This is a genomic window from Actinomycetota bacterium, assembly GCA_019347675.1.
Classification (GTDB): Bacteria; Actinomycetota; Nitriliruptoria; order Nitriliruptorales; family JAHWKO01; genus JAHWKW01.
Genome location: JAHWKW010000023.1, coordinates 25,408 through 44,440 on the forward strand (window position 1 = coordinate 25,408; position 19,033 = coordinate 44,440).

A 19,033-nucleotide genomic window follows, 5' to 3' on the forward strand; every position below is an offset into this window, starting at 1 on the left:
TCACCTCGGGTGGGGCGGCGCGCCGCGACGTGTGGGCGGAAGCGACAGGCGCCGCACGCCGTCGCGGACGCGGCGCGCGGTGCGCTCGCTGGCCGCCGCGACGAACCGGTGGCGATGTGACGCATAGTCGGTCCCGGCGGTGAGCGGGAAGGTCGGTCCGCCGTCGATATCCACCAGGGCCCCACCCGCCTCCTCGACCAGCAGCAAGCCGGCAGCCACGTCCCACGCACGGCCTGCAGCCACCACCGCCGCCGCCATCGAGCCGTCCGCCACCGACGCCAGGTGCAACGCTTCCGACCCCAGGGCCCGGTTCTTCAGCGGCGTGTCGACGGCGAAGTCGCGGCCCACGCCCGACGACGCGGCAACCAGCGCGTTGCTGGCCCGGGCAGGGTCGGACCAGTCCGCATCTCTGACCGCCAGCCGCGTCGCACCGCTCCAGGCGCCCTCGCCCCGCACCGCGTGGTAGCGACGGTCCAGAGGCGGTGCGTCCACCACCGCCAGGACCAGTACACCCTGGAAGGCGAGCGCGAGCGAGACACACCACACCGGCGTGCCGTGCGCGAAGTTCGTGGTGCCGTCGACCGGGTCCACCACCCAGGACCACGGAGCGCCGCTGTACACGGTCGAGCGCTCCTCGGAGATGATCTCGTGCCCGGGCAAGTGCTCGGTGACGACCTGGGTGATGCGGTCGTCGGCGAACCGGTCCGAGGCGGTGATCAGCGACCCATCGTCCTTCACGGTCGCACCGGCCGCGCAGAAGCCTTCTACCAGGACCGGACGCAGCTCGTCGCAGATCCGGTGCGCGAGGCGCAGCGCCCGGTGCACCTCCGCTCGTTCGCCTGGGTCGAGGCGGTCCCTGCCCGCCGCGACGGGGTCCTCGCCCCCATCGTCGCCCGTGTCGAACGTGCCGGCCATGGCGGTTGTCGTCCTTCCGGCTCGCGTGACCGTGGGGGTGCCAGTGGACCGTAGTCTTGCTCGCCCACCTCGACCTGCGTACCGGCGACCTCGCCGACCGGGCCGGATGCCCACGTGACGTAGCCTTGGCACGCAGACCAACGGAAGCGTGACCCGTGAGCACCCTCCAGGCGTGGCTGATCGTCGGGGTCCCCGGGCTCGTCATCGTCGCTGGTCTCTTCGCCGGGCACTCTCCGGTCCGCGCCGCGTTCGGCTACCTCGTCCTCGCCGTCCTCTTCGTGTTCCTCCTGCTCGTCCCGCGCAGCCCGATGTCAGCCGCCTTCGTCGGCATGATCGGTTTCCTGCTCGTGGCGGCAGGCCGGGGAGAGACCGCGGTCGAGACCCAGGCCGCGGCGCAGGACGTCCCGATGCGGGTCGACGACCCCGACGTCGACCAACCTGAGCGGGTCTGACGCCCCTCGCAGACCATGCCGCACGGGCAACGCCGTCGCGAACGAGTCGCCGTGCTGCGCCCCGGCCGTGTGGACCTCCGCTGGTACCCTCGGCCGCGTTCGCGGACGTTGCAAGGCATCCATGGCAAGGCCTCCATGACGACTCGCCGGTACTTCATCCGCACCTTCGGGTGCCAGATGAACGAGCACGACTCCCAGCGCGCGGCGGGCGTGCTTGAGACGCTCGGGTACCGCCCCGCACCCGACGAGGACTCGGCCGACCTGGTGCTGTTCAACACGTGCGCCGTCCGCGAGAACGCCGACAACAAGCTCTACGGGGCGCTGGGATGGCTCAAGCCGCTCAAGGACGACCGGCCCGACCTCACCATCGTGGTCGGGGGCTGCCTCGCTCAGAAGGACCGCGGGGAGATCGCCGAGCGCGCCCCGTGGGTGGACGTCGTCTACGGCACCCACAACCTCGTCAACCTGCCGGCGCTGCTGGCCCAGGCCGACGGGCAGTCGCTCCCGGTGGTGGAGATCCTCGAGCAGATCGAGACGTTCCCGTCGGCGCTGCCCAGCAAGCGGCAGGTGCGCCACCACGCCTGGGTCTCGATCAGTGTCGGGTGCAACAACACCTGTTCGTTCTGCATCGTCCCGGCTCTGCGCGGCCCGGAGCGTTCACGGCGCATCGGCGAGATCCTCCACGAGGTGCAGCTGCTGGTCGCCGACGGCGTGATCGAGGTCAGCCTGCTCGGCCAGAACGTCAACTCCTACGGCCGTGACCAGTACGGCAAGGCGATGTTCGCCGAGCTGCTCCGCGAACTCGGCGAGGTCGACGGCCTCGAGCGGGTCCGGTTCACCAGTCCCCACCCGCGCGACTTCACCGCGGACGTGCTCGACGCCATGGCCCAGGTACCAAACGTCTGCGAGCACCTGCACCTGCCACTGCAGTCGGGCTCCGACCGTGTCCTGAAGGCGATGCGCCGGTCGTACCGGCAGCGTCGCTACCTCGACCTGGTCGAGCGGGCGCGGACGGTCGTGCCCGGCTGTGCGCTCACCACCGACATCATCGTGGGGTTCCCCGGCGAGACCGAGGATGACTTCGCCGAGACCCTCGCGGTGTGCGACACGGTCGGCTTCGATCAGGCCTTCACCTTCCAGTACTCGCCCCGACCCGGCACCGACGCAGCCACCATGGCCGACCAGGTCGACCCCGATGTCGTCGCCGACCGGTACACCCGGCTGCAGGCGGTGACACGCGGCTGGTCGGAGCGCCGCCACCGCGACCTGGTCGGTCGCGACGTCGAGGTCCTGATCGAGTCCCCTTCGAAGACCGACCCGCGGCGCTACTCGGGGCGGACCCGCGGCAACCACCTGGTCCACCTGCCGGTGGGCGGGGGATACGCCCCCGGGGACCTGGCCACCGTCCCGGTCGTCGAGGCCGCGGCCAACTACGTCCTCGCCGGTCCCCCCATCGACGTGTGCCGCACGTTCGCGGGTCGGGCGACCGAGGCCGCGATCGCCGCCGGTGAAGGGTGGACGGTCCAGCGGGTCGAGGCCCCCGGCACGACGCTGCCACTCGTGCCGGCCTGACGTGCGTGGGCTGGACGGAGCGGCCGTCATCCCCGGCGCGCCTCTGATGGTCCCCGCCGCGTCACCTGACCAGCCGGCGGACATCCGCGGTGAGGTCGCCGAACTGCGCCACCTGGCCAACCGAGCGCTGGCCGACCTGCCGGACAGCGATGTGGTGGTCCTGGTCGCGGCCGGGCCACGCGGCATCTTCGACCGGGCAATCGCCTCGCTGGCGCCGCTGGGCGTCGAGGGCGCCGAGGTGGAGCTTCCGGTCGCCACCGACGCGGTCGACGACCTGTCACGTCTGACGCAGTACCCGATGTTCCGCGGCGATCCCCTCACGCTCAGCCACTCCGCTCTGGCGCTCCAGCTCCACGCTGTGCGCGGCACCACCACGGTCCTGCCCGTCAACGTCCCACCCAACACCGACTTCGAGGTCCTGGTCAGCGTCGGCGCCAGCATCGGCGAGGCGTTCCGCGAAGCCGGTCTCGTCGCCGCGGTCGTCGCGGCCGGCGACCTGTCGGCCGGCCTGTCCCAACGCAGCCCCGCTCACGCGATCGAGGGCGCGTCGCAGTGGGACGCCGCGGTCGTCGCCGCGGTCAAGGACGGCGACCTGCGCCGACTGGCCGGACTCGGCCCGGACGCCGCAGAACGCGTCCGCGCACTGGGGTGGGCACCGCTGGCCGTCGTCCACGGCGTGTGCGCGGCCGGAAGGCTGACACCCCAGCTGCTCGGGTACGGAGCGCCGCGCGGTGTTGGTGAGCTGGTCGCCCTCTGCGTCGGCGCGGGTCGAGGAGAGCAGGAGCCCTACGAGGTCGCCGCCACCCAGCGTGAAGGGGTCGTCCGGCGAACCGGGGACCGGCGGGGCTGATGCATCACCGACGGGTGTTGGCGCTCGTCGGTCCGACCGCCAGCGGGAAGACCGACGTGGCGCTGACGGTCGGACGGCGGGGCGTCGGCGGCCACCCGGTCGAGATCGTCGCGGCCGACGCGTTCACGCTCTACCGCGGCATGGACATCGCCACGGCCAAGCCGTCCCGCGCCGAGCGCGCTGCGGTCCCGCATCACATGATCGACCGGCTCGACCCGTGGCAGGAGGCGTCGGTCGCGCGGTTCCAGCGGACCGCCCGCGCCGCGGTCGACGCGGTCGGCGAGCGCGGTCACGTCGCCCTCCTCGTGGGCGGGTCGGGCCTGTACTTCCGCGCCGTGGTCGACGACCTGCGCTTCCCTCCCACCGACCCGGACGTGCGCGCGCGGCTCGAGGACGCCCACCGCCACGACCCCGTCGCGGCGCACGCAGCGTTGGCCACGGCCGATCCGGACGCCGCGGCGAGGATCGATCCCGGCAACCTGCGACGCACCGTCCGCGCCCTCGAGGTGATCGAACTCACCGGCGAACCCTTCTCGCGCTTCTCACGAGCGTGGGACCAACACCGGTCGATCTACCGGGGGCTGGAGGTCCGCGGTCTGGATCCCGGCCGTGTCGAGCTGCGCCGACGCATCCACCAGCGGGCCCAGGCCATGGTCGCCGCCGGGCTCCTCGACGAGGCCCGCCGCCTGGCCGCGTTGCCGCAGCCGCTGTCGGCCACCGCGGCGCAGGCGATCGGCTACCGCGAGGCGTTGGCGGTCCTGGACGGTGAGCTGGACGCCGACGAGCTCCCGACCGCGATCGCCTCGCGGAGCTGGCGCTACGCCAAACGCCAGCTGGCGTGGTTCCGTCGCGACCCGCGCGTGCGCTGGTCGACGCCGCACCAGGTCCTACAGGTGTGGTCTTGATCGGGGAGGACCACCCACCCACCGGTACCCTCGCTCGTATGCGGTTCGTCAAGGCGCACGGAGCCGGGAACGACTTCGTCGTCGTCCCCGACTGGAACGACGAGCTGACGTTGGACCCGGCGCTGGTCCGCGCGGTCTGTGACCGGCGTCGCGGCATCGGCGCCGACGGGGTGTTGCGGATCGTCGCTGCACCCGACGGCGCGGACGCGTTCATGGATTACCGCAACGCCGACGGTTCGGTCGCCGATACGTGCGGGAACGGCGTGCGGGTGGTGGCCAAACATCTCGTCGAGCGCGGGCTGGTCGCTGACGCGTCGCGCACCCTGCACATCGCCACGCGGGCTGGGGTGGTCGCGGCGTCGGTGGAGACCGGCCGCGACGCGACCGTCACCGCGGTGACGGTCGCGATGGGCCACCCGGTGCTCGACCCGGCCGAGATCCCGTTCCACGTCGACGGTGATCGCGCGGTGGACGTCCCCGTGTCCGTCGACGGGCACGAGATCCGTGTGACGGCGGTGTCCATGGGCAACCCGCACGCGGTCGTGGTGGTCGATGACGTGGGCGCTGCGCCCGTGACGGATCTGGGGCCGGCGTTGGAGACCCATCCGCGGTTCCCGAAGCGGACCAACGTCGAGTTCGTCGAGGTGGTCGCCGCCGGCCGGGTGCGGATACGGGTGTGGGAGCGTGGCGTGGGCGAGACCGCCGCTTGCGGGACGGGTGCGTGCGCAGCGCTGGTGGCGCTGCAGCTGCTCGACCTCGCGGGCACCGACCTGATCGAGGAGTGGCCCGGCGGCGAGCTGACGGTCCGGTACGACCCGGGCGAGGATCGTGCAGTGCTGCTGCGCGGCCCTGCGGTGGAGGTCGCGGAAGGTGAGTTGAACGGTCGTTGGCTCGCCGAGGTGGCGGGGCGCCGATGACCGACCGGGAGCGCACGGTGTCGCAACACCGTGGATCGTCGCTGCCACACGACGGCGGCAAGAGCGCATCGAACGACGGCGAGGTCACGCGAGCGGAGCTGCGTCGCCGGCAGCGCGACGTCCTCGAGGAGGGTCGTCCCCGCGAGGGGATGGACGTCTTCCAGCCGGTGGAGCGCGCCGTCCTGGTCGGTGTGCAGCTGGCCGACCGGACCGACGAGCGGGTCGTGGCCAACCTCGATGAGCTCGAGGCGCTGGCGGACACGGCCGGGGCGGAGGTCGTGGGTCGCCTGGTGCAGCGCAGGGCGACGCCGGACCCCGCCACCTACATCGGCAAGGGCAAGGTCGCCGAACTGCGTGCGCTGCTGCAGGCCAGCCACGCCGATGCGGTGATCTTCGACGACGAGCTCACACCGGCCCAGCAGCGCAACCTCGAGGAGGGCGTCCAGCAGAAGGTGCTCGACCGCACCATCGTGATCCTCGACATCTTCGCCCAGCACGCGGTGAGCCGTGAAGGCAAGACGCAGGTCGAGCTCGCCCAGCTCACCTACCTGCTGCCACGTCTGCGCGGCTGGGGACAGGCGCTGTCGCGGCAGGAGGGTCGCATCGGCACACGAGGACCCGGCGAGTCGCAGCTGGAGGTCGACCGCCGGCGCATCCACCGGCGCATGCGCAAGCTCCGCGAGGACCTCGCCGACTTCGCGCGCATCCGACGCACCAAGACCCAGGAGCGCGACCGCAACCGGGTGCCCACGGTCGCGCTGGTCGGCTACACCAACGCCGGGAAGTCCTCGCTGCTCAACGAGCTGACCGGCGCGTCCGCACTGGTGCGCGACGCCCTGTTCGCCACCCTGGACACCACCGCGCGGCGGCTGGACCTGCCCGACGGACGCTCGGTCGTCGTGACCGACACCGTCGGGTTCGTCCGCAAGCTCCCGCACGGGCTGGTCGAGGCGTTCAAGTCCACGCTGGAGGAATCGGCCCACGCCGACCTGCTGCTGCACGTGGTGGATGCCAGCCATCCGGAAGCCGAGGCGCAGATCGCGGCCGTCCGCGACGTCCTGGCCGAGATCGGAGCCGACGGCGTCCCCGAACAACTCGTGCTGAACAAGGCCGACCTGGCCGATCCGGTCGACCTCGCGGCGCTGTCCCGCAGCCTGTCGCGTGCCAACGGGCAACCGGTCGAGGTGTCGGCCAGGACCGGGTACGGCATCGACGAGCTGGTCGAACGCGTCCTGCTCCGCCTGCCGGACGAGCGGTTGCGGGTGACCGTCACGGTGCCCTACGACCGCACGGAGCTGGTCAACCTCGCGCACCGGTACGGGGAGGTCCACAAGCAGGAGCACTCGAGCGAGGGGACCGAGCTGGTCGCGACCGTCGACGAGCACGTTGCACGTGCGATGCGTGACCTGCTCGATCCCGACCCGTTCGGGTGAACGACGGAGCGTCGAGCGTGGGCCACCCACGGGCGGCAGCCACGGTGGTGGCCGCCTGTTCGATGGCGGCAGTACTGAGCGCGGCTCCGACCGTCGAGCCCCACGTCGACGCGCGCACGCGGTCGGGCGCGACCCTGGCGGCTCCCACGGCGGCGACCGACAACCTCGACGGGCCCGTACCGTGGAGCGCACTCCTCACCGCCCCTCCCGAGCCGCCCGAGCCCCGCGTCGCCCCGCCCGTCCCACCAGCGGCCGACGCAGGCGACGACCGACCGCGGGTGAGCGTGCACGGCCCCGCGTGGCTCGCCGACCGCGCCGAGCAGGTGCTGCAACGCATCACCTACCCGTGGCGCAGCACGGGGTTCACGATCGAGTTCGGCCCCGCCCGGACCGGGCTGCGCGCCCTGTTCCATCGCGTCGATCGCCGCATCGAGGTGTTCGTGCGTCGCGGCGATCCGGTGGCCCAGACCGCGTTCGACCTCGCCCACGAGATCGGACACGCCGTCGACGTCACGGCCGGCTCTCCAGCCAGACGTGCCGCGTGGCTGGAGCGCCGCGGGGCGCCTGAGTCGACCCCGTGGTACGGATGCTCGGGCTGCGACGATCTGTCGACGGGGGCCGGCGACTTCGCTGAGGTGTTCGCGCTGTGGCAGCTTGGAGACGTCGACTTCCGCAGTCGGGTCGCGCCGCCACCGTCGCCAGGGGAGTTGGACGATCTGAGCGTGTGGTTCTGGCCGCCGGGCCGTTCACCGAGCTGCCACGCCCACGGTGGGTGCCTGCCGAGCGGACGCAGGATGCCCTGAACGTGAGCTGCGAGCCTCGGGTCGGGCAATTGATGTGCTATCCTAGGCCCATGCGTGTGCACATCACGCTAGACGACGAGCTCGTCGAAGAGCTCGATCAGCGCGTCGGGCGCGGCCGGCGTAGCGCGTTCATCGCCACTCTGATCCGCCGGGCTCTCGACGACGAACGCAGATGGGACGCGATCGAAGACGCGCTCGGCGGCCTCTCCGAGACAGGCCACGAGTGGGACGAGGATCCTGCCGCATGGGTGCGCGCCCAGAGGGTGAGCGACGACCGACGAGTCGGTTGAGGGTTGCTGCTGCTCGACACCACGGTGCTGATCGACGCCCTCCGTGGGCGTCGTGCGGGCGACCGCCTTCGCCGGCTTCGTGCCACGGGCGAGGTTCCGTGGGTTTGCGCGATCAACATCGAAGAGGTGTGGCGAGGGGTGAGGCCGGAGGAGGAGGGGATCGTGGCATCACTGTTCCGCGGCCTGCGGACCGTGGCGCTCGGCTCCCGCGAAGGGGAGGTCGCCGGCCGTTGGCGGCGCACGTTCGCCGAACGTGGCGTCACGCTGCACCAGGCGGACTGCCTCATCGCGGCTGCCGCCGTGCGGGCGGGCGCGACGCTCGCCACCGGGAACCCGAGCCACTTCCCGATGGAGGAGGTCGTGGTCGAGCACTGGCCGGTCGGGGAGTGAACGTGCTTCCGTCGGCGGCCGCAGCCCGGGAGGGCGGCGCAGGAGGCTCGGTCACGAAGACATCGCTGGGAGCGTCTGGCGGGTTGGCTGCTCCCTCGCCGTCAGGGACGTCCGTGACAGAGCGAGCTAGACGCTGCGCAGGACGGTGACGACCCGACCCAGGATCGCCACGTCCTGGTCACTGCTCAGCGGGATCGGCTCGTACACGGGGTTCGCCGGGTCGAGGGTCACCTCACCGGACCGGGAGCGGCGGAAGAACTTCACGGTGGCCTCACCATCGATCAGGGCAGCGCACATCTCGCCCTGTTCGACGGCTGGCTGCTTTCGGACGACCACCAGGTCACCGGGGAGGATGCCCGCCTCGATCATCGACTCACCACGCACACGCAGCATGAACAGCTCACCCTCGCCGACGAGCTCACGCGGCAGGGGCAACAGCGCCTCGACCCGCTCCTCAGCCACGACCGGCGCGCCGGCCGCGATTTCACCCACCAGTGGGACGTTGCGCGTGACGGCGGGGCGCAGCCCCAGGTCGGTGTCCACGTCGACGCGGACCTCGAGGGCGCGTGGCTTGGTGGGGTCGCGCCGCAGGTACCCCTTGGTCTCCAGCTGCGCGAGTTGGGCGTGCACCGACGATGGGGACGACAGTCCCACGGCGTTCCCGATCTCGCGGACCGACGGGGGGTAGCCGCGCGCTTCGAGGTGGTCGTGGATCACCTCCAGGATGCGCCGCTGGCGGTCGGTCAGCTCGTCACGTGATCGCATCTGGCCCCTCTCCGTCCTGACCAGGCGGCCGCGACCGTGCGGCCTGGCGTTGACGAACGAACGTTCGACGGGCAACCGTATCCCCACCAGGCCTCCGGAAGCAAACACCCGTTCGGCCCTTGACGAACGAACGCACGTTCGGCGAGCATGACGAACGCACGTTCGGAAGCGGTGCGCCCGGCGTGTGGGCGAGCTGCAACGAACGTGCGTCGGGACTGTCACACCCATGACGTACACCCGACGCAGACCAGACAGGAGGTCGGTGATGATCGAGGCGGCGACGACCAGCGAGCCCAGACGGACACGCGCGAGGGGTGAGGTCGCCAGGCGGCCGGCGCTGACGGTGATCGAAGGAGGCCGCCATGCCGAGCGGACGCGCGCGACGGTGGCGGTCGCGATGCTCGTCTGCCTGCTGCTGACGCTGGCGTGGACCCGTGTCGCGGCTGTCGCAGACGCTGAGCGGCCGTTGGTCGCCGGGACCGCCACGGTCGGTCCCGGCCAGACCCTGTGGGATGTCGCGTTGACGCATGCGCCTGCGGGCAGCGACCCCCGCGGGTACCTGCAACGGCTCCGTGCCGTCAACCTGCTCGCGCCGGGGGAGGTCGCGCCGTGGACGGTGGTGCTCCTACCGGCCGAGTGACCCGGTCGGGCGTGGCGACGTCGCAGGTGTCGTTGGGGTCAGGGCGACCGTCGCGTCCTTCTGGAGCGACTTCAGTTCCTTCTCGAAGTCCTCGGGGCCCTGGAAGTCCTTGTAGACGGACGCGAACCGCACGTAGGACACGTCGTCGAGCTCACGCAGGCGTGCCAGGACCTGCAGCCCCACCTGTTCGCTGGTCACCTGCCGAGCGCCGACCTGACGGACGGCCACCTCGACGTCAGCCACCGCCCGGTCCAGCGCCTCGGTGGAGACCCGGCCCTTGGCGGCCCGAGCCATGCCTTCGCGGACCTTGGTGCGGTCGAAGGGCTGCAGCTGGCCGGAGGTCTTCTGGACGAGCAACTGCGGCAGCTCCAAGCGCTCGAACGTGGTGTAGCGTGCGCCGCACGGTTGACACTCCCGGCGACGGCGGATCGACGAACCGTCATCGGCCGGACGGGAATCGACGACCCGGTCGTCGTCCTGGCCGCACGTCGGGCAACGCATCGCCCAGTCCACCTCCGCGACCCCGATGCCGCCAGGACGCTACCCGCGGCCCGCGCCGGCGACGAGGAGGCCCGACACGTCGTCGGGGCGTCAGCGGCGTTCGACCCACACGTGCAGACCGCGCGCACCATCCTTGTCGCGTTCGAACTCGTCGATCAGTTCCAGGCGGCCGTCGCCGCGCCGCTGCAACCGGCCGTGACCGAAGCCCGTGATGATCTCGTGCTCCTGGTAGCGGTGGATGAAGCGGTAGCGGATCGTGTCACCGTGGATGATCCCCGCGGCCTCACCGTCGCTGACCTTGCCGCCGCCGTACCTGGCCAGCACCCGGCGACCCTCCTGGAGGAACTTGGCCAACGAGCCCTTGGGCATGTGGGCCCCCTCATCGGGCATGTTGTCGAGGGAGAACGCCAAGCCGTGCACGTTGTACCCGTTGTCGTCGGCGCGGTGGCGGCCGGCCTTCCAGTCACTGTGGGTGATCGCGTAGCCCCACTCGGACGCCAGCGTGCCGTCGGGCTGCTCGAACGAGTCGCGGTAGCGGGCCTCCATCAGGAACCCGGCAGCGGTGAAGGCGCGCTGCATCGGGACGTTGTGCTCGTGGGTGCGGCCCTCGAGGCGGAGCAGGTCGGGGTGGTCGGCGAAGTGGTGATCGGCGAGCTGGCGCAGGGCCTCACGGCCCACACCCTGTCCGCGGACGGCCTCGCTCAACCGGATGTCGAGCACCCCCTCCCCGCCAGTGAGGTTGCCGGCGAACGCGAAGCCGGCCGGCTCACCGTCGACGAGCACCGCCCAGCCGACCTGCTCCTCGCACGCCCAGATCCCCGAGGCGAGCTCGGCAGCGAGCTTCTCCTCGTTCCAGGCGAAACGCCGGGCCATGCCTTCGTAGCCCTGGTCGTCGAGCTGCACCATCCACGGAGCGTCCTCGGGTGTCAGCACGCGCAGGTGGACCTCGGGACGGTCGTCTGGCATGAGGGGACCTCCAGCCGGCCGGCGGTTGTCACAAGCGTAGTGGGGACGCCGCGCCTGGCCCGCCATGGTCGGTGGGGCTGCAGTCACGCCCCCGTGGGAGCATGCCCACTGTGGTGCGCTGAACGGAACCGTTGTGCGGGCGGCGCACTGCTCGCAAACAGCAAGCACGTGGACGAGCTGTGAGGAACGCGTGGGTAGCCTGTGGATAACCGTGTGCAGCGTCGGTGGCTTCGCGGTGGAAACACAACATGTCGTGGTCACACATGTGGAAGGACCCAACCGGTGGTGGTTGGCCGGCCGCGGCGCATCGTTGACACTGACCCAGCTGCCCTCTCTAATCACAGCGTCGTAACTCCACCGCCGCACTCGACAACCCGGAGGGACTCCATGGCGCAGGCCAGGAACAACGGCCGCGACGAGGCCGCGATCGACATCACCACGGTTGCGCAGGCCGACCTCACCACGCCCCCGCAGGCAACCGGCGACGGTGAGCCGCTGCACGCCACGGTCTCCGAAGATGGCGCCCGCGGGTTGAAGGTCGGCCGGTTCTTCACGCGGGACGGCGTCCACCCCTACGACGAGGTGGAGTGGGAGCTGCGCGATGCGGTGATCACCAACTGGCGTGACGGGTCCACCTCCTTCGAGCAGCGGGGCGTGGAGTTCCCGGCGTCGTGGTCGCTGAACGCCACCACCATCGTGGCGCAGAAGTACTTCCGCGGGCAGCTGGGCACCCCAGCGCGCGAGCGCTCGGTCAAGCAGATGATCGACCGGGTCGCCGACACCATCACCGCCTGGGGGAGCAAGGACGGCTACTTCGCTGACGAGGAGTCCGCTGAGGCCTTCGACCACGAACTCAAGCACCTGCTGGTCAACCAGAAGATGGCCTTCAACTCGCCGGTCTGGTTCAACGTCGGCGTCGAGAAGGAGCCACAGTGCTCGGCGTGCTTCATCCTCGCCGTCGAGGACACGATGAGCTCCATCCTGAACTGGTACGTCGAGGAGGGGCTGATCTTCAAGGGCGGCTCGGGATCGGGCGTCAACCTCTCCACGATCCGTTCGTCCAAGGAGCAGCTCTCTGGCGGCGGGGAGCCGTCGGGTCCCGTGTCGTTCATGCGCGGCGCCGACGCATCGGCCGGGACGATCCGCAGCGGAGGCAAGACCCGTCGTGCGGCGAAGATGGTCATCCTCAACGTCGACCATCCCGACGTCGAGGAGTTCATCTGGTGCAAGGCGCGGGAGGAGCGCAAGATCCGCGTCCTGCGCGAGGCGGGGATCGACATGGACCTCGACAGCCCCGACTACGCCTCGATCCAGTACCAGAACGCGAACAACTCGGTCCGGGTCACCGACGAGTTCATGCGCGCGTGGGAGAACGACGAGGAGTACGAACTGCGCGCGGTGACGTCCGGCGACGTGATCGAGCGGAAGAAGGCGCGGGACGTCATGAGCCAGATCGCGCAAGCCACGTGGGAGTGCGCCGACCCGGGCATGCAGTACGACACGACCATCAACCGTTGGCACACCTGCCCGGAGTCGGGGCGGATCAACGCGAGCAACCCGTGCTGCTTCGTCGCGGAGACCCAGGTCGAGACATCCGAAGGGCTGCTGAGGTTCGACGTGCTCGACAAGCGCGCACGGGCCGGTCAGCAGCTGCCGCATGTCCGCGCCTACGACCTGGCGTCGGGCCAGCACGTGTGGCGGCGGGCGACGAACGTGTGGGTCGCCGGAGAGGTGCGCAACGTCGTCGAGGTCGTCACGGTCGGTGGCGTCAACCTGCGGTGCACGCCGGAGCACCGCTTCCTGCTCGCCGATGGCCGGTACGTGGAGGCGCAACTGCTCGACCCCGGGATGGCGCTCCGCGCCGTCGGGCCGGACGGTGACCGGATCGACCACGTGTCGCAGGTCTTCCGGATCGTTCTGCCCGAGCCGGTGATGGTGTTCGACATGGAGGTCGAGGGGACGCACAACTTCGCCGTGACGGACGACGGGGCGTTCAGCGATCACTCCGTCATCGCGCACAACAGCGAGTACATGCACCTGGACAACTCGGCCTGCAACCTGGCCTCGCTGAACCTCAAGAAGTTCTACGACTACGAGGCCGACCGCTTCAACGTCGAGGCGTACACGCGCGCGATCGAACTGACGATCACCGCCCAGGAGATCATCGTTGGGAACAGTTCGTACCCGACCGACAAGATCCGCGACAACGCCCTGGCGTTCCGCGAGCTGGGGCTGGGGTACGCGAACCTCGGCGGACTGCTGATGTCGCTGGGCCTGCCGTACGACAGCGACGAGGGCCGGGCGTGGTGTGGGGCGCTCACCGCGCTGATGACGGGCCACGCCTACCGCACGTCGGCGGAGATCGCGAAGGTGACCGGGCCGTTCTCCGGCTACCCCCGCAACGCCGACGCCATGCTGCGCGTGATCGAGATGCACGGCGACCAGGCCGAGAAGATCGATCCCCGCCCGCTCCCCGGCGACCTGCTCGGTGCGGCCAAGCGCGCCTGGAAGGAAGCGTACGCAGTCGGCGCGGAGCACGGTTTCCGCAACTCGCAGGCGACGGTCCTGGCACCGACCGGATGTCTGGTCGGTGGCACGCTGGTGCCGACCGAGCATGGGCTGGTGCGCCTGGAGTCGTTGGGGGACCCGGCCGGTGAGCGGTGGCAGGGCCTGGGAGTCCAGGTGGCCACCGACGAGGGCCCGCGTGACGCGACCCGCTTCTACGTGAACGGTTCGGAGTCGGTCGTGACCGTCTCGACGACACGTGGGTACCGGCTGCGTGGCACCCCCCGCCACCGCGTGAAGGTCGTCACCGACACCGGGGAGTGGGTGTGGCGGCGGTTCGACGAGCTGCAGCCGGGCGACCGCGTCCCGCTCGCGCTCGGCCAGCTGATCGACGAGCCCCGGAGAGTCGCGCTCCCGCCGCTGCCCGACGGTGACGTGGTCCCCCCGCGGCAGCTGACCTCGCAGTTGGCGTGGCTGGTGGGCTGCGTCCTCGGCGGCGGTTCGGTGCGCGACGGCAGCGTCCGCGTGCACGTGCCCGCCGATGACTTCGACCGGGTCGAAGACGTGCGTCTGGCCGCCAAGGAGCTGTTCGACGTCGAGCCGCAGGTGTCGCAGCGCGCTGACCGCGTCGACGTGGTGCTCGCCTCTGACCGGCTCGCGGCGTGGTGGGACGCGTGCGGTTTCGCTGGGAAGCGATCGCCCAAGGGAGCCCGTGTCACGCAGGTCCCCGACGCGGTGCTGCACAGCAACGACCGGAAGGTGTACTCGGCGTTCCTGCGTGGCCTGTTCCACGCCGGCTCGAGCGGGCACGCCGCCGGCATGCCGTGGTCCACGACGTCCGAGGAGTTCTGCGATGAGGTGCAGACGTTGTTGCTGGCACTCGGCACCCCCTCGACCCGCCGGGTGCACCACGACGCGACCGGAGCGACGGTCGCTGTGCTGGACGTGGATCGGCACGTCCCGGCGCAGGATGACGAGGTCGACCTGGTCGGCGCCGACGCCACCGGCCACGGCGGCGCCGACGTGGAACCGGTTCCGCCGGCCCGGTGGCTGCTGGACACGGTGGTGAGTGCGGAGCTCGGCCACGACGAGCTCACCTACGACCTGTCCGTCCCCGACAACGTCACCTACGTCGCCAACGGGTTCGTCAGTCACAACACCATCGGCTTGGTGATGGACTGCGACACGACCGGCATCGAGCCCGACCTCGGGCTGGTCAAGACCAAGAAGCTGGTCGGTGGCGGATCGATGTCGATCGTGAACCGCACCGTGCCCCAGGCCCTGCACCAGCTCGGGTACAACGACGAGCAGATCGAGGCGATCGTCGCCCACATCGACGAGCACAACACGATCGACGGCGCCCCGGCGCTCCGAGACGAGCACATGCCCGTCTTCCAGTGCGCGATGGGTGACAACGCCATCCACTACATGGGGCACGTGAAGATGATGGCGGCGGCACAGCCGTTCATCTCGGGTGCCATAAGCAAAACTGTGAACATGCCCGAATCGGCCACCGTCGAGGACGTCGAGCAGCTGTTCTACGACGCGTGGCAGCTGGGCATCAAGGCGATCGCGATCTACCGCGACAACTGCAAGGTCGCACAGCCCCTGTCGGTCACCAAGACCGACGAGGCGGGATCGCCGGTGGCGTCCCCCGCCATCGACACCCGCGACCGGATGGTCCGCCGGAAGCTGCCCAAGCAGCGGCCCAGCCAGACGATCTCGTTCCGGGTGGCCGACGCGGAGGGCTACCTCACCGCTGGGGAGTACCCCGGTGACGGGATCGGGGAGATCTTCGTCAAGCTCGGCAAGCAGGGTTCGACCCTGTCGGGGGTGATGGACGCGTTCGCGATCAGCGTCAGCCTCGGTCTGCAGTACGGCGTGCCGCTCGACGTGTACGTGCAGAAGTTCATGAACATGCGCTTCGAGCCGGCCGGGATGACCGACGACGAGGAGATCCGCTTCGCGACGTCGATCATCGACTACCTCGCCCGCAAGCTGGCGATCGAGTACCTCCCCGCCGACAGGCGCGCCGACCTCGGGATCTACACCACCGACGAACGCACCACCGCCCTCGACGCCCAGTACGGCGGCGGGTCGACCGACGCTTCCGCGGCAACGCCCGTCGCACCGACGACGCGTGCCGAGGCGCTCCCCGCAGTGCCGGCTGCCGACTCGCCGGCGACGTACGACGCCGACGCCCCGCTGTGCTACTCGTGCGGGACGCCGATGGTGCGGGCGGGCAGCTGCCACCTGTGCGAGCAGTGCGGGGCGACGAGTGGCTGCTCGTGAGCAGCATGGCCCAGGCTGGACCATGCTCGACCGCGACGAACCCGGGCCGAGACGCTCCGCCACTCATCGGGTGGCGTGCACGACCACCCGCACGTAATCGGCCCACCAGTGGCCGTCCTCGTCGCGGAGCACTGGCTCAAGCAGCGCCTCGGCCCGTGCGAGGACCGCCGCGGCCACCTCGTCGTCCATCGCACGGAACGTGTCGCCGAGGAACGTGGTCAGCCATGAGCGGATGCCGCTCTCAAGAAACGTCGGGCGCGGGTGAAGCTCACACCGCGACACCGTGAACCCGTGGCGCTCGAGGCGCTGCCGGTAGGCATCGGCTGACGGGAAGAACCAGGCCGGCAGCGGCCGGTCCACCGCCTGCGCGTCGAGTGCCGCTCGGGCCGCGACCCGGATCGCGGCGACGTTGCCGCGGCCACCGAACTCGGCGACGAAGCGGCCATCTTCCACCAAGACACCGGCCACCCCCGCGATGACCGCGTCGGCGTCGGGCATCCAGTGCAACGCGGCGTTGGAGAACACGGCATCGAAGGACCCCAGCGTGTCGCCGAGTTGCTGCCCGTCCACGTGGTACGCCTCGATGCCACGGGTCCGCGCGGCCTGAACCATGTCCGGTGAGCTGTCGACCGCCACGACCTCGGCTCCCCGTTGGGCGATCGCGACCGACAACCGCCCATCACCACACCCCAGGTCGAGGATGCGCTCACCGGGGCGGGGATCCAAGACTTCGACGAGGGCAGCAGCCAGCTCGGCCACGAACGCGGCGTGCTGTTGGTAGGTGTCGGCATCCGCGCTCCAGCTCAGGGGGCAACCTTCCGGGTGTCAGCGGCTTGACTGCTGATGCGCCCCTGGTGCCGACCGGACCAGCGTCACTCGTCGCGGCCGAACCAGGATCACTCGTCGCGGTCCGACAGGGACGGCACCAGGAACGCGATCACGCCGGCCAGGAACAACACACTCCCGACGGTCGTCAGCAGGTCGCCGTCGCGGATCCCAGCCATGAGGAACAGCACCACGCCCGCGAGGAACAGCAGCCATCCGACGAGCTGGCAACTGCCGCCCTGGCGGTCGTCAGGCACGGCAACGATCGGGCTGACTGGTCCGCTCCCGGGTCACCACGGCGAGCGAGCGTAGCGGTCGCGCCACGCCCGCTGGCTGGCGCCGGCGGGAATAGCGGAACCGACCACGTAGCCGTGGCCGAGGACACACGAACCGTGGATCATCGCTCCGAGGCTTGAGACCCATGACAGGCACATGACGACGGACGCGCACGCCGTAAGCGTGTTGGAACGACTCGATCTCGAGGCGCAGATCCGCCAGCTCCTCGTCGTCCACCTCTACGGTTCGCGACCCCACCAGGTCACTCAGCAGGAGGCAGCTTCCAACCGACGCTTGTACGGCGCCGCGACGCCTGCCAGCGTGATCTCTGCCGTCCGCCCCGGCGGGGTGGTCTTCGTCCGTCACAACCGCAGCGATCCACAGGCGTTCGACGTGCCGACCGGCAACCTGCGTCGACGCGACCAGATCACCCGCCTCACGGCTGGCCTGCAGCAAGCGGCCTGCTCGTCGGTCGGTATCGGTCTGCTGGTCGCGACCGATCACGAGGGCGGTCCCGTCACCCGCCTGCCCGGTTCGCACCCGATCGGCGGCGCCGAGCTGGGTGCAGCCGGGGACCTGGGCGTGGCCAGGCGCGCGGCGGTCGCCGCCGGGCACGAACTGGCTGCGGTGGGCATCAACCTCAACCTCGCACCCGTCGCGGACGTCAACACCAAGCCAGGTAACCCGGTCATCGGCGACCGGGCGTTGTCCGCCGACCCCAAGGCCGCGTCCGACCTGGTGCAGGCGCAGATCGCCGGTTACCACGACGCGGGGATCGCCGCGACGGCCAAGCACTTCCCGGGCCACGGCGGCGCGGACGTCGATAGCCACGAGCGCACGCCGGTGGTGAACGCTCGCCGACAGGTGTGGTCTGACGTTCACCTGCCGCCGTTCGTCGCCGCCGTGCGCGCTGGCGTCGACGCGGTCATGACCGCCCACCTGAGCGCTCCGGCACTCGACGCGGCAGGGACGCCAGCCACCCTCTCACCGCGGATCGTCGGCGGCCTGCTGCGCCAACAGATGGGCTTCGACGGCGTGGTGGTGACCGACTCGCTGTGGATGGGCGGGGTGCGGAACGGACGTGATGATGGCGAGATCGTGGTTGCGGCGCTGGAGGCGGGCTGCGACGTGCTGCTGATGCCCGCGGACGCCGCCACGGCTGTGCGCGCCATCGTGGGCGCCGTGAGATCCGGCCGGCTCTCACAGGAGACGATCGCCGACGCGACCAGGCGGGTTCTGCGACTCAAGGCACAGCTCGGGCTGCTGCCCTCCGGACGCTGAGGATCCTGCATCGGCGGCCAGGGTGCGGACGCCCGGCCGCGGAGGGCGTAGCGGCCGTCCTCTTGTCCACACCGGGGTCGGGTCTGGGTGGCTGTGGCGTCACACCACTTCGTATGATGGGGTCGAACGTCAGTTCGGTCCACGGGAGGAGTGGCGGTGTCGGCGGCGGTGGTGCAGGCGCCGACCGTGTTCGACGCGGAACGTCTGGAGGGGTTGGCCAGCGCGGTCGACGGGGTGGTCGCCGCCCGTATCGACGAGTTGGGCGACGACGAGATCCGCGCCGAGCTCGAGGCGGTCGAGGTCGCCCGCCGCCGTCTGGAAGCGCGCGCGTGCCGGCTGGCCGCAGCGTTGTCGGAGCGCGCCGCCCGCCGCGCCGCCGAGACCGACCCCCACGATGTGCGCGCCGGTGAGCGCGCCGGCCGGCAGGTCCGCCGCGACCTGGCCGACCACCTCAA

Annotated in this window: 19 protein-coding genes and 1 pseudogene; 14 read left to right on the forward strand and 6 right to left on the reverse strand. The window is 70.7% G+C overall.

Annotation, left to right across the window (positions count from 1 at the left end):
* The gene (locus KY462_14090; GenBank protein ID MBW3578840.1) at nt 1–915 is read right to left on the reverse strand and encodes a hypothetical protein; all 915 of its coding nucleotides are present in this window, start codon (nt 913–915) and stop codon (nt 1–3) included.
* 155 nt (nt 916–1,070) lie between these two features.
* Between KY462_14090 and KY462_14095 the strand changes: the two genes are divergently transcribed.
* The 9 genes from KY462_14095 to KY462_14135 all read left to right on the forward strand — a co-directional run bounded on the left by KY462_14095 (nt 1,071) and on the right by KY462_14135 (nt 8,527).
* On the forward strand, nt 1,071–1,367 hold the full coding sequence (locus KY462_14095) for a hypothetical protein (protein MBW3578841.1): 297 nt from the start codon (nt 1,071–1,073) through the stop codon (nt 1,365–1,367).
* A 135-nt stretch (nt 1,368–1,502) separates the two neighbouring features.
* Nucleotides 1,503–2,939, forward strand: a complete 1,437-nt coding sequence (miaB, locus tag KY462_14100) for a tRNA (N6-isopentenyl adenosine(37)-C2)-methylthiotransferase MiaB (GenBank protein MBW3578842.1) — start codon at nt 1,503–1,505, stop codon at nt 2,937–2,939.
* Between the two features lies 1 nt (nt 2,940).
* Nucleotides 2,941–3,789, forward strand: a complete 849-nt coding sequence (locus tag KY462_14105) for a hypothetical protein (protein MBW3578843.1) — start codon at nt 2,941–2,943, stop codon at nt 3,787–3,789.
* The gene (miaA, locus tag KY462_14110; protein ID MBW3578844.1) at nt 3,789–4,694 is read left to right on the forward strand and encodes a tRNA (adenosine(37)-N6)-dimethylallyltransferase MiaA; all 906 of its coding nucleotides are present in this window, start codon (nt 3,789–3,791) and stop codon (nt 4,692–4,694) included. The genes KY462_14105 and miaA overlap by 1 nt, the downstream gene beginning before the upstream one ends.
* A gap of 38 nt (nt 4,695–4,732) precedes the next feature.
* A complete protein-coding gene (gene dapF / locus KY462_14115; GenBank protein ID MBW3578845.1) occupies nt 4,733–5,611 on the forward strand; it encodes a diaminopimelate epimerase in 879 nt (292 codons plus the stop codon).
* Nucleotides 5,608–7,044 (forward strand): GTPase HflX, encoded by a 1,437-nt coding sequence (hflX, locus tag KY462_14120; protein MBW3578846.1) that lies wholly within the window; start codon nt 5,608–5,610, stop codon nt 7,042–7,044. Before dapF ends, hflX begins: the two co-directional genes overlap by 4 nt.
* Before the next feature lie 17 nt (nt 7,045–7,061).
* Nucleotides 7,062–7,847, forward strand: coding sequence for a hypothetical protein (locus KY462_14125; protein MBW3578847.1), 786 nt, complete (start codon nt 7,062–7,064; stop codon nt 7,845–7,847).
* A 50-nt stretch (nt 7,848–7,897) separates the two neighbouring features.
* Complete coding sequence (locus tag KY462_14130) at nt 7,898–8,137, forward strand: ribbon-helix-helix domain-containing protein (protein ID MBW3578848.1); 240 nt, start codon at nt 7,898–7,900, stop codon at nt 8,135–8,137.
* Nucleotides 8,138–8,140: 3 nt separating this feature from the next.
* Nucleotides 8,141–8,527: a PIN domain-containing protein gene (locus KY462_14135; GenBank protein MBW3578849.1), complete on the forward strand. Its 387-nt coding sequence runs from the start codon at nt 8,141–8,143 to the stop codon at nt 8,525–8,527.
* A gap of 126 nt (nt 8,528–8,653) precedes the next feature.
* Here KY462_14135 and lexA read toward each other — a convergent pair whose 3' ends face one another.
* A complete protein-coding gene (gene lexA, locus KY462_14140; protein ID MBW3578850.1) occupies nt 8,654–9,292 on the reverse strand; it encodes a transcriptional repressor LexA in 639 nt (212 codons plus the stop codon).
* A gap of 265 nt (nt 9,293–9,557) precedes the next feature.
* Between lexA and KY462_14145 the strand changes: the two genes are divergently transcribed.
* Nucleotides 9,558–9,932: a hypothetical protein gene (locus KY462_14145; GenBank protein MBW3578851.1), complete on the forward strand. Its 375-nt coding sequence runs from the start codon at nt 9,558–9,560 to the stop codon at nt 9,930–9,932.
* Here KY462_14145 and nrdR read toward each other — a convergent pair.
* Together nrdR and KY462_14155 are read right to left on the reverse strand one after the other, a co-directional pair.
* Nucleotides 9,918–10,433, reverse strand: a complete 516-nt coding sequence (gene nrdR, locus KY462_14150; protein ID MBW3578852.1) for a transcriptional regulator NrdR — start codon at nt 10,431–10,433, stop codon at nt 9,918–9,920. The two genes, KY462_14145 and nrdR, sit on opposite strands and share 15 nt — an antisense overlap.
* 90 nt (nt 10,434–10,523) lie before the next feature.
* Complete coding sequence (locus KY462_14155) at nt 10,524–11,399, reverse strand: GNAT family N-acetyltransferase (protein ID MBW3578853.1); 876 nt, start codon at nt 11,397–11,399, stop codon at nt 10,524–10,526.
* Nucleotides 11,400–11,786: 387 nt separating this feature from the next.
* On the opposite strand from KY462_14155, the pseudogene KY462_14160 reads away from it, so the two are divergent.
* Nucleotides 11,787–12,962: pseudogene (locus KY462_14160) on the forward strand (vitamin B12-dependent ribonucleotide reductase).
* Between the two features lie 918 nt (nt 12,963–13,880).
* Complete coding sequence (locus tag KY462_14165; protein MBW3578854.1) at nt 13,881–16,196, forward strand: hypothetical protein; 2,316 nt, start codon at nt 13,881–13,883, stop codon at nt 16,194–16,196.
* 63 nt (nt 16,197–16,259) lie between these two features.
* Here the strand turns inward: KY462_14165 and KY462_14170 are convergent, their stop codons facing one another.
* Complete coding sequence (locus tag KY462_14170; protein ID MBW3578855.1) at nt 16,260–17,003, reverse strand: class I SAM-dependent methyltransferase; 744 nt, start codon at nt 17,001–17,003, stop codon at nt 16,260–16,262.
* Nucleotides 17,004–17,092: 89 nt separating this feature from the next.
* Nucleotides 17,093–17,278, reverse strand: a complete 186-nt coding sequence (locus tag KY462_14175) for a hypothetical protein (protein ID MBW3578856.1) — start codon at nt 17,276–17,278, stop codon at nt 17,093–17,095.
* Nucleotides 17,279–17,453: 175 nt separating this feature from the next.
* On the opposite strand from KY462_14175, the gene KY462_14180 reads away from it, so the two are divergent.
* Nucleotides 17,454–18,578: a beta-hexosaminidase gene (locus KY462_14180; GenBank protein MBW3578857.1), complete on the forward strand. Its 1,125-nt coding sequence runs from the start codon at nt 17,454–17,456 to the stop codon at nt 18,576–18,578.
* A 156-nt stretch (nt 18,579–18,734) separates the two neighbouring features.
* A partial coding sequence (locus KY462_14185) for a hypothetical protein (GenBank protein MBW3578858.1) occupies nt 18,735–19,033 on the forward strand: 299 nt, incomplete at its 3' end.

Excerpts from the sequence above, each read along its gene's own strand:
- KY462_14090 (MBW3578840.1), bottom strand. The coding sequence starts at position 915 with ATGGCCGGCACGTTCGACACGGGCGACGATGGGGGCGAGGACCCCGTC.
- miaB (MBW3578842.1), top strand. The coding sequence starts at position 1,503 with ATGACGACTCGCCGGTACTTCATCCGCACCTTCGGGTGCCAGATGAAC.
- miaA (MBW3578844.1), top strand. The coding sequence starts at position 3,789 with ATGCATCACCGACGGGTGTTGGCGCTCGTCGGTCCGACCGCCAGCGGG.
- dapF (MBW3578845.1), top strand. The coding sequence starts at position 4,733 with ATGCGGTTCGTCAAGGCGCACGGAGCCGGGAACGACTTCGTCGTCGTC.
- hflX (MBW3578846.1), top strand. The coding sequence starts at position 5,608 with ATGACCGACCGGGAGCGCACGGTGTCGCAACACCGTGGATCGTCGCTG.
- KY462_14130 (MBW3578848.1), top strand. The coding sequence starts at position 7,898 with ATGCGTGTGCACATCACGCTAGACGACGAGCTCGTCGAAGAGCTCGAT.
- lexA (MBW3578850.1), bottom strand. The coding sequence starts at position 9,292 with ATGCGATCACGTGACGAGCTGACCGACCGCCAGCGGCGCATCCTGGAG.
- KY462_14145 (MBW3578851.1), top strand. The coding sequence starts at position 9,558 with ATGATCGAGGCGGCGACGACCAGCGAGCCCAGACGGACACGCGCGAGG.
- nrdR (MBW3578852.1), bottom strand. The coding sequence starts at position 10,433 with ATGCGTTGCCCGACGTGCGGCCAGGACGACGACCGGGTCGTCGATTCC.
- KY462_14155 (MBW3578853.1), bottom strand. The coding sequence starts at position 11,399 with ATGCCAGACGACCGTCCCGAGGTCCACCTGCGCGTGCTGACACCCGAG.
- KY462_14180 (MBW3578857.1), top strand. The coding sequence starts at position 17,454 with ATGACGACGGACGCGCACGCCGTAAGCGTGTTGGAACGACTCGATCTC.